8 protein-coding genes are annotated in these 9774 nt (G+C 72.7%); 7 read left to right on the top strand and 1 reads right to left on the bottom strand.

Annotated elements, in window-relative coordinates:
* Positions 1–166: 166 nt before the first annotated feature.
* From ACI78U_RS24340 to ACI78U_RS24315, 6 genes are all read left to right on the top strand, one after another.
* Entirely contained in the window at positions 167–1396 is a 1230-nt protein-coding gene (locus ACI78U_RS24340) for a DUF4032 domain-containing protein (RefSeq protein ID WP_456878024.1), read from the top strand.
* Between the two features lie 119 nt (positions 1397–1515).
* Positions 1516–2871 (top strand): extracellular solute-binding protein, encoded by a 1356-nt coding sequence (locus tag ACI78U_RS24335; protein ID WP_456878023.1) that lies wholly within the window; start codon positions 1516–1518, stop codon positions 2869–2871.
* A complete protein-coding gene (locus ACI78U_RS24330) occupies positions 2868–3830 on the top strand; it encodes a carbohydrate ABC transporter permease (protein WP_456878022.1) in 963 nt (320 codons plus the stop codon). Before ACI78U_RS24335 ends, ACI78U_RS24330 begins: the two co-directional genes overlap by 4 nt.
* On the top strand, positions 3830–4663 hold the full coding sequence (locus ACI78U_RS24325; RefSeq protein ID WP_456878021.1) for a carbohydrate ABC transporter permease: 834 nt from the start codon (positions 3830–3832) through the stop codon (positions 4661–4663). The genes ACI78U_RS24330 and ACI78U_RS24325 overlap by 1 nt, the downstream gene beginning before the upstream one ends.
* A 48-nt stretch (positions 4664–4711) precedes the next feature.
* Complete coding sequence (locus ACI78U_RS24320; protein WP_456878020.1) at positions 4712–6028, top strand: ABC transporter ATP-binding protein; 1317 nt, start codon at positions 4712–4714, stop codon at positions 6026–6028.
* A gap of 11 nt (positions 6029–6039) precedes the next feature.
* Positions 6040–7671, top strand: coding sequence for a glycoside hydrolase family 13 protein (locus tag ACI78U_RS24315; protein ID WP_456878019.1), 1632 nt, complete (start codon positions 6040–6042; stop codon positions 7669–7671).
* On the opposite strand, the gene ACI78U_RS24310 is transcribed toward ACI78U_RS24315, so the two are convergent.
* A complete protein-coding gene (locus ACI78U_RS24310; RefSeq protein WP_456878018.1) occupies positions 7668–8711 on the bottom strand; it encodes a PfkB family carbohydrate kinase in 1044 nt (347 codons plus the stop codon). The genes ACI78U_RS24315 and ACI78U_RS24310 overlap by 4 nt on opposite strands.
* Positions 8712–8893: 182 nt before the next feature.
* Between ACI78U_RS24310 and ACI78U_RS24305 the strand changes: the two genes are divergently transcribed.
* On the top strand, positions 8894–9736 hold the full coding sequence (locus ACI78U_RS24305) for a PspA/IM30 family protein (protein WP_456878017.1): 843 nt from the start codon (positions 8894–8896) through the stop codon (positions 9734–9736).
* Positions 9737–9774: the final 38 nt, after the last annotated feature.

The following is a 9774-nucleotide window of genomic DNA, read 5'->3' as shown; positions in this document are numbered from 1 at the left end:
CCCCCCCCCCCCCCCCCCCCCCCCCCCCCCCCCCCCCCCCCCCCCCCCCCCCCCCCCCCCCCCCCCCCCCCCCCCCCCCCCCCCCCCCCCCCCGGTCCGTGGCAGGGTGGTCCCCGGGACCGCCCGTGCCCGGGCGGTCCGCTGCCGGCCAGCAACGGAGGTCGCGGTGCGGTACCTCTTCCGTCCTCCCGGGACCGACGGCGCGGAGCTGCTGACGCTGCCGTGGCACCAGCCCCTCGAGGAGTGGGACCCCGAGCTGCTGCTCGAGGTGCCGCAGCGGGGCATCTCGCGGCACGTCGTGCGCTTCGTCGCCGCGCAGGGGAAGGTGTTCGCCCTCAAGGAGATCTCCGAGCACCTGGCCCGCCACGAGTACGCGCTGCTCGGCGAGTTCGAGGAGGAGGGCCTGCCGTCTGTCTCGGTCCTGGGCATCTGCGTGGACCGCCCGAACGGGCAGGACGCCATCCTCGTCACCCGGTACCTCGAGTACTCGATGTCCTACCGCTACCTGTTCTCGCGGCCCAGTGCCCGCCAGTCGGTGGACCAGCTCATGGACACCCTCGTCGTGCTGCTCGTGCGGCTGCACCTGGCGGGCATCTTCTGGGGCGACTGCTCGCTGTCGAACACCCTGTTCCGCCTCGACGCCGGCGCGCTGGCCGCGTTCCTCGTCGACGCCGAGACCGCCGAGCGGCACCCCTCGCTCAGCCGCGGCCAGCGGCACTATGACCTCGACCTGGCCCGCGAGCGGGTCGGCGCCGAGCTGCTCGACCTGCAGTACGGCGACCTGCTGCCCGACGGCGTCGACCCCATCGAGGTGGCCGACAGCCTGCCGGTGCGCTACGCGTCCCTGTGGGACGAGATCACCCGCGAGGAGCTCTTCCAGGCCGACGAGCAGCGCTACCGCGTGGCCGAGCGCCTGCGACGGCTCAACGACCTCGGGTTCGACGTCGGCGAGGTGGAGCTGGTCACCTCCGACGAGGGCGCCCGCCTGCGGGTCGACACCCGGGTCTCCGCGCCCGGCCAGCACCGCCGGGAGCTGTTCCGCCTCACCGGCCTGGAGGTGGAGGAGAACCAGGCCCGGCGTCTGCTCAACGACCTGCGCTCCTTCCGTGCCTGGATGGAGCAGAAGGAGGGCGCGCCGGTCTCGGAGACGGCGGCCGGGCCGCGCTGGCTGGCCGAGGTCTACCGGCCCGTGATCGACGCGATCCCGCCCGAGCTGGCCGGCCGCCTGGCGCCGGCCGAGGTCTTCCACGAGGTGCTCGAGCACCGGTGGTTCCTGTCCGAGCAGGAGGGCCGCGACGTCGGGACGACGCAGGCGGCGCGCTCCTACGTCAGCACCGTCCTCCCGTCGATGCCCCCGGAGCTGACCACACCCTCGGTGATCGCCACCCGTCCCTGATGGGACCCCGCGCCGCTGGTCACGACGCCGACACAGCCGGGTTGCGCAGGTGTGTGGCCTGGGCCACGGTTACGACCACCGGTGATCGTCGGTGTTCGCCGAAACGGAGGCGATGAGTCTTGTCCATCGGAAGAGGGCAGATCCAGCAGCCCGGGGGCGGGGGGTCAACGTGGAGCCGGCGCAGACGGCCGCGGCGGGCCCTGGGGGGCGCGGCGAGCGCGTTCGTCCTCGCCTCCACGCTGGCCGCCTGCGGCGGCGGTGAGGGCGGCAGCACCCCGACGCTGACCTGGTACATCAACCCCGACTCCGGGGGGCAGGCGACCATCGCCGAGCGCTGCTCCGAGGAGTCGAACGGGGCCTACCGGATCGAGGTGGCCCAGCTACCCCGCGACTCGCCCGCCCAGCGGGAACAGCTGATCCGCCGGCTCGCGGCCAACGACGAGTCGATCGACCTCATGAGCCTGGACGTCGTCTTCCCGCCGGAGTTCGCCCAGGCGGGCTTCCTCGCTCCCGTACCGGAGGACGTCGCGCAGGAGGTCAGCGAGGGGGTCTTCCAGGGGGCGCTGGACTCCGCCACCTGGAACGACGAGCTCGTCGCGGTCCCCTTCTGGTCCAACACCCAGCTCCTCTGGTACCGGAAGTCGGTCGCGGAGGCGGCGGGGCTCGACATGAGCCAGCCGGTCACCTGGGACCAGCTGATCGAGGCCGCCGAAGGTCAGGACAAGCTGCTCAGCGCCCAGGGCAGGCGGTCGGAGTCCCTGATGGTGTGGTTCAACGCGCTCCTCGAGTCCGCCGGTGGCCAGTACATCGTGGAGAGCGGGGAGACCCCCGACGACATCGAGTTCGGTCTGGCCACCCCCGAGGCGGACCGCGCCTCGGAGGTGATGGCGGCCGTCGCCAACTCCTCCGCGGTCGGCGCCGGCTTCACCACGGCCAGCGAGGACACCAGCGCGACCGAGTTCGAGAGCGACGACGCCGGCTTCATGGTGAACTGGCCGTTCGTCTACGCCCAGGCGCTGAGCAAGGTCGAAGCCGGCACCCTGGACCAGTCGGTGCCCGACGACTACGGCTGGGCGCTGTACCCCGCGGTCGACGAGGGGACGCCGAGCGCGCCTCCCCTCGGCGGGATCGACATCGCCGTGTCGGCGTTCAGCCGGTACCCCGACCTCGCCTACGAGGCGGTCACCTGCATCGTCCAGGACGACAACCAGGCCGAGTACATGGTGACCAACGGCAACCCGGCGTCGTCGATCGCGGTGTACGACGACCCCGAGGTGCAGGAGGCCTATCCCATGGCCGACACCATCCGCGAGTCCCTGGAGCTGGCTGCCTCCCGCCCGCTGACGGCCTACTACAGCGAGGTCCTCGGGTGCTTCCTGCGGGAGTTCCACCCGCCGGGCTCGGTCAACGACCAGACTGGTGAGCGCACGGAGACGCTCACCCGGGCCGTCCTGTCAGGAGAGCAGCTGCTATGACACAGACGACGCTCCCACCCACGGAGAAGACCCAGCCGGTCTCGGCGCCGCGCGGGTCGATCAGCGACCGGTCACGGGCTGAGCGCAAGCTCGGCTGGCTGCTCGCGGGGCCGGCCTTCGTGGTCATGCTCCTGGTGACCGCCTACCCGATCGTCCAGGCGGTCTACTACTCGCTGTTCAACTACCGGCTGACCGACCCGGACAACCGGACCTTCGAGGGCCTCTCCAACTACTGGGTGATCCTCACCGACAGCGTGTGGTGGCAGGCCATCCTCGTCACCGTGATCATCACGGTGGTCACGGTGGCCGTCGAGCTGGTCCTCGGGTTCGCTCTGGCGCTGGTCATGGCCAAGGCCCTCTCGTCGATCCGCCCGGTGGTCCGGGCAGCCATCCTGATCCCCTACGCGGTGATCACGGTCGTGTCCGCCTTCGCCTGGCAGTTCGCCTTCCGGATCGACACCGGCTTCGTCAACGGCTGGTTCGCCTGGCTGCCGGGCGTCAGCGACACCACCGACTGGTTCGGTGGCCAGGCCTCCTCGCTCTTCGTGATCTGCCTGGCCGAGATCTGGAAGACGACCCCGTTCATCTCGCTGCTGCTCCTGGCCGGTCTGGCCCAGGTGCCCGACGTGCTGCAGGAGGCGGCCAAGGTCGACGGCGCCACCTGGTGGCAGCGGATGTGGCGGGTGACCATCCCCAACATGAAGGCCGCGATCATGGTGGCGCTGCTGTTCCGGACTCTCGACGCGTTCCGGATCTTCGACAGCATCTTCATCATGACCGCGGGTGCGAACAACACCGAGTCGGTGTCGTTCCTCGCCTACCGGCAGACGATCTCCCGGGTGGAGATCGGCCTGGGCTCGGCCGTCTCCGTGCTGCTCTTCCTGTCGGTGGTGCTCATCGCCTTCAGCTTCATCAAGGGATTCCGGGTCGACCTGGCCCAGGCACGAGGGGAGCGCTGATGTCGACCAAGGAGAAGACCTGGTGGTGGATCGGCGGCGTCCTGATCGTCCTCTACTGCCTGTTCCCGATCGCCTGGATCGTCTCGCTCTCCTTCAAGACCACGGCGGACCTCGCGAACAAGTCGTTCCTGCCGTCGGCCTGGACGTGGGAGAACTACTCGACGATCCTCACCGGCTCAGCCAGTGACCTGTTCCTGCCGGCGCTGCGCAACAGCTTCGGGATCTGCCTGATCGCCACCGCGATCTCCTGCATCCTCTCGATGTTCGCCGCGTACGCCATCGCCCGGCTGGACTTCCCCGGGAAGAGGCTGATCCTCGGTACCGCGCTCGCGGTGGCGATCTTCCCGGTCATCTCGATCGTCACGCCGCTGTTCAACCTGTGGCGGCAGATCGGGCTGTACGACACCTGGCCGGGGCTGATCATCCCGTACCTGTCCCTCACCCTGCCGATCTCCATCTGGACGATGTCCGCGTTCTTCCGCGAGATCCCGTGGGAGATGGAGCAGGCGGCCCAGGTCGACGGCGCGACGACGTGGCAGGCGTTCCGCAAGGTGATCGTCCCGCTGGCGGCGCCCGGCGTCTTCACCACGGCGATCATCGCGTTCTTCATCGCCTGGAACGACTTCGCGTACGGCATCTCGCTGACCTCGACCAGCAACGCGCGCCCCGTCCCCGCCGCGCTCGGTCTCTTCTCCGGGGCCTCCCAGTTCCAGGACCCGACCGGGGCCATCGCCGCGGCGGCGGTCATCGTCACCATCCCCGTCGTCGTCCTGGTCCTGCTGTTCCAGCGGCGCATCGTCGCCGGCCTCACCAACGGCGCGGTCAAGGGCTGACCCGGCCGTGCCCACCATCCCGCCGACCCACCGAGGGGACGAGAACTGATGGCCTCCATCGAGATGCGGAACATCGTCAAGCAGTACGGGGACGGCTACCCGGCCGTGAACGACGTCAGCCTGGACATCGCCGACGGCGAGTTCATGATCCTCGTCGGCCCGTCCGGCTGCGGGAAGTCCACGCTGCTGCGGATGATCGTCGGGCTGGAGGACATCACCAGCGGCGACATGGTCATCGGCGGCAAGCGGGTCAACGACCTCGCGCCGCGCGAGCGCAACCTGTCCATGGTCTTCCAGAACTACGCGCTCTACCCGCACATGACGGTGTTCGAGAACATCGCCTTCCCGCTCCGGCTGTCCAAGACGCCCGACGACGAGGTCCGGCGCCGGGTGAACGAGGCGGCCGACGTGCTCGAGCTGCGCGAGCACCTCGAGCGCAAGCCGGCCAACCTCTCCGGTGGCCAGCGGCAGCGCGTCGCGATGGGGCGGGCGATCGTGCGCCAGGCCGAGGCGTTCCTGTTCGACGAGCCGCTGTCCAACCTCGACGCCAAGCTGCGCGGCCAGATGCGCACGGAGATCAGCCGGCTGCAGCGCCGGCTGGGCATCACGACCGTCTACGTCACCCACGACCAGACCGAGGCGATGACGCTGGGCGACCGGGTGTGCGTCCTGCGCAAGGGGAAGATCCAGCAGGTCGCCTCGCCGCGGGAGCTGTACGAGCAGCCGGTCAACCTCTTCGTCGCAGGGTTCATCGGCTCCCCGCCGATGAACTTCCTGCCCGCGACGCTCGAGGGCGACAGCCTGACGACGCCGTTCGGGTCGATCCGCCTCGACGAGCAGCGGGTCGCCGCGGTGCGGGGCCGGGAGCTGCTGCTGGTGGGCATCCGGCCGGAGTACTTCGAGGACGCGTCGCTGGTCGACGAGGTCAAGCGGCCGCTCGGGTCGGTGTTCCGCGCCCGGGTCGACGTCACCGAGTGGCTGGGTGACTCGCAGTACGCCTACATCCCCTACGAGGCGCCCGAGGTGGTCACCAACCAGCTGCGGGCCCTGTCCAAAGAGCTCGACTCCGAGGAGCTGCGCACCCAGGCGATCGTGTCCATCGACTCGACCAGCCGGATCCGTGAGGGCCGGGAGGCGGAGTTCTGGCTCGACAGCCGGAAGGTCCACGTCTTCGACCCGCAGACCGGCGAGAACCTCACCCGCGACGCGGAGGCCGGCGCCCGGCTCACCCAGATGGCCACAGAGGACCGGGTGGAGCAGGTGCAGGAGGCGCAGGCCACCGGGCAGACCGTCGGCTCCAGCGTGATCTCCGAGTCGTCCGGGTCCACCGGGTCGTCCGGGGCACACCGGTCCGGAGCGGCGTAACCACGCCGGCCGTGGACCACCGCCGTCCCTGGTGGCGGACGGCGGTGGTCTACGAGGTCTACCTGCGCAGCTACGCCGACGGCAACGGCGACGGGCTGGGCGACGTCGGCGGCCTGCGGGACCGGCTGCCCCACCTCGCCGACCTCGGCGTCGACGCCCTGTGGATCACGCCCTGGTACCCGTCGCCGATGGCCGACGGCGGGTACGACGTCGCCGACTACCGCGACGTCGACCCGCGGTTCGGCACGCTGGCCGACGTCGACGCGCTGCTCGCCGACGCGCACGCCCTCGGGCTGCGGCTGGTCGTCGACCTGGTCGCCAACCACACCTCGTCCGAGCACCCGTGGTTCCGCGCGGCGCTGGCCGCCGGCCCCGGGTCCCCGGAGCGGACGCGCTACTTCTTCCGCGACGGCCGGGCCGGTGGGGACGAGCCGCCCAACGACTGGATCAGCGCGTTCGGCGGCTCGGCGTGGACCCGGGTGCGCGGGCCCGACGGCCGGCCGGGCCAGTGGTACCTGCACCTGTTCGCCCCCGAGCAGCCCGACCTCGACTGGGGATCGCCGGACGTCCGCGAGGAGTTCGACGGGATCGTGCGCTTCTGGCTCGACCGCGGGGTGGACGGCATCCGCGTCGACGCCGCGCCGGCGATGGCCAAGGTGCCCGAGCTGCCCGACGCCGGGCACGGGCCCGGCGCGGCCTTCGCCAGCAGCGAGTGGGTGGACAACCCGCACTGGGACGTCGACGCGGTGCACGAGATCTTCCGCCGGTGGCGCCGCATCGGCGACACCTACGACGGTGACCGGCTGTTCGTCTCCGAGGCCGTGGTCAACGGGCCCGAGCGGCTGGCCCGCTACGTCCGCCCCGACGAGCTGCACACCACCTTCAACTTCGACTACCTCAAGGCCCCGTGGGACGCCGGCGCGCTGCGGGCGGTGGTCGACGGCACGCTGGCCGCCCTCGCCCCGGTCGGGGCGCCGGCCACGTGGGTGCTGTCCAGCCACGACGAGACCCGCCACGTCACCCGCTTCGGCCGGGCCCGCAGCGGCGCGGCCGTCATGGGCTTCGACGACGCCGCGCCCACCGACCTCGGACTCGGGCTGCGCCGGGCCCGCGCCGCGGCGCTGCTGACGCTGGCGCTGCCCGGCGGCGCGTACCTGTACCAGGGGGAGGAGCTCGGCCTGCCCGAGGTCGAGGACCTGCCCGAGGAGGCCCTGCAGGACCCCACCTGGGAACGCTCCGGGCGCACCGCGCGCGGCCGGGACGGCTGCCGGGTGCCGCTGCCGTGGTCGGGCGACCGGCCGCCGTTCGGCTTCGCGCCCGACGGCGTGGCCCCGTGGCTGCCCCAGCCGCCGTCGTGGCGGTCGCTGACGGTCGAGGCGCAGTCCGCGGACCCGTCCTCGACGCTGTCGCTGTACCGGGCGGCCCTGCGGCTGCGGCGGGAGCGGCTGGGGGAGGAGCCGCTGAGCTGGCTGGACCTCGGCGACGACGTCCTGGCCTTCGACAGGGGGCCGGCGCTGCGCTGCGTGGTCAACCTGTCCGCCCGGCCGGTGCCGCTGGCCGGGCTGGGCGAGGTGCTGCTCGCCAGCGCGGGGGGCGGCGCGGACCTCCTGCCGGACACCGCCGCCTGGCTGGTGGCCCGCTAGGCGATCCCGGCGGGACGCTGCTGCCGGGCCGCGGCCAGCTCGGCGGCGGTCGGCGGGTCGGCGCCCACCCGCGTGCAGTTGAGGGCGGCGACCAGCGCGGCGTCGTCGACCAGGGCCAGCAGGTCGTCGTCGGGGAGGGCCTCCAGCGCCGCCCGGCCGGTCACGCCGGCGGCGAGCAGCCCGGAGAACAGTCCGGCGGCGAGCGAGTCGCCGGCACCCACCGTGTCGACCACGGTCACCCGCGGCGGGGCGCGGTGCAGCAGCGGGCGGCCGGGGCGGGCGATCCGCAGCGGCGCGCCGCCGTCGGTGAGCAGCACCAGCGCCGGGCCGCGCGCCGCCCACCGCTGCGCGGCGTCGTCGAGGTCGGTCGCGTCCGGCTCGAGCCAGGCGAGGTCCTCGGCGCTGACCTTGACCAGGTCGGCGACGGCGACCAGCCGGTCCAGTCGCGACCGCACCGACTCGGGGTCGTTGCCCAGGGCCGCGCCGACCGGGCCGCCGGCCAGCATCGGCCGCACGTTGGGGTCGACGCTGACCAGCGCGGTGCCGGACAGCCGCTCGGCCAGCCGGGCGATCGCGTCGCCACCCGGCGGCGTCCACGAGGAGATCGAGCCGACGTGGAGCAGCGCCGTCCCCTCCGGCAGCACCGCGGCCAGCTCCTCGTCGGTCCACTGCCAGTCGGCCGCGCCCTGCACGTGGAAGCCGTAGTCGGCGGAGCCGTCGGGGCCCAGGCCGACGACGGCGAGGCTGACCGGCTCGCCCGCCGTCACGAACCCCGAGACGTCGACGCCCGAGAGCTCGGCGTGCCGGCGCAGCGCGGGCGCCATCGGGCCGGTGCCCAGGCGGGCCAGCAGCGCGACCCGGGTGCCCAGCCGGCCCGCCGCGACCGCCACGTTGAGCGCGTTGCCGCCGGGCCGGGCCACGTAGTGCGGTGCGGTGCCCTCGGGGCCGGCATCGGCGTCGGGGACGGGCAGCAGGTCGACGACGAGCTCGCCGAGCACGGTGAGCACGGGGCCGGTGCGGCCGGGGACGTCGCGGTCCATCGCCCGACCATAGGGCCCCCGGACCGCGGGCACCCGGGGATCCCCGGAGGGAGGACGGGGGACGTCCCTGTTGGCTAGGGCACCGGTCCTGCTGGGACGATGAGCGGGAGGACCGCCGCGGACCGCGGCGGTCGGTATGCCAGAGGCGGCGCCGGACCGCGCCGGACCAGGAGGAGCTCGCCATGCCCAACCCGATCGTCAAGCTGTGGCGGTACCTGACGGCGTCGGCCAACGCGCAGATCGACCAGCGCGCCGACCCGAAGATCCAGATCCAGCAGGCGATCGAGGCCGAGCAGCAGCGGCACCAGGCGCTGGCCAACCAGGCCGCCGCCGTGCTGGGCAACCAGCGCCAGCTGGAGATGCGCCTGAACCGCCAGCTCGGCGAGGTCGAGAAGCTGCAGGCCTCGGCCCGCCAGGCGCTGGTCCTCGCCGACCAGTCCCGCGCCAAGGGGGACGCCGCCAAGGGCGCCGAGTACGAGAACGCCGCCCAGGCCTTCGCCACCCAGCTGGTGGCCGCCGAACAGGCGATGGAGGACCTCAAGCGCAGCCACGACGAGGCGCTGCAGGCCGCCGAGCAGGCGCGCGGCGCGGTGGAGCAGAGCCGGATGCGGCTGCAGACGACGCTGGCCGAGCGCACCAAGCTGATGAGCCAGCTCGAGCAGGCCAAGATGCAGGAGCACGTGGCCGCCTCGATGCGGCAGGTCAACGAGCTCTCGGCACCGGGCAACACCCCGAGCCTGGCCGAGGTCCGCGACAAGATCGAGGCGCGCTACGCCAACGCCCTCGGCCAGGCCGAGCTGGCGCAGACCTCGGTCGAGGGCCGCATGCTCGAGGTGCAGAAGGCCACCCTCGACGTCGCCGGCGCGTCGCGGCTGGAGCAGATCCGCGCGGCCATGGGCGGGAGCGGCACCGGCCAGCAGGCGGTGGAGGGCGGCACCGGTGCGGCCGGGGCGATCGGCCCCGGGACGGCGTCGCCGTCGTTCGAGAAGACCGAGCAGACCGCCCAGCGCCCCGAGAACGCCTGATCGACGACGCGACGGGGCCCGGTCACCGCCAGGTGACC

This window comes from Geodermatophilus sp. SYSU D00710, assembly GCF_054050195.1.
This window is presented reverse-complemented; position numbering and strand designations above follow the sequence as displayed.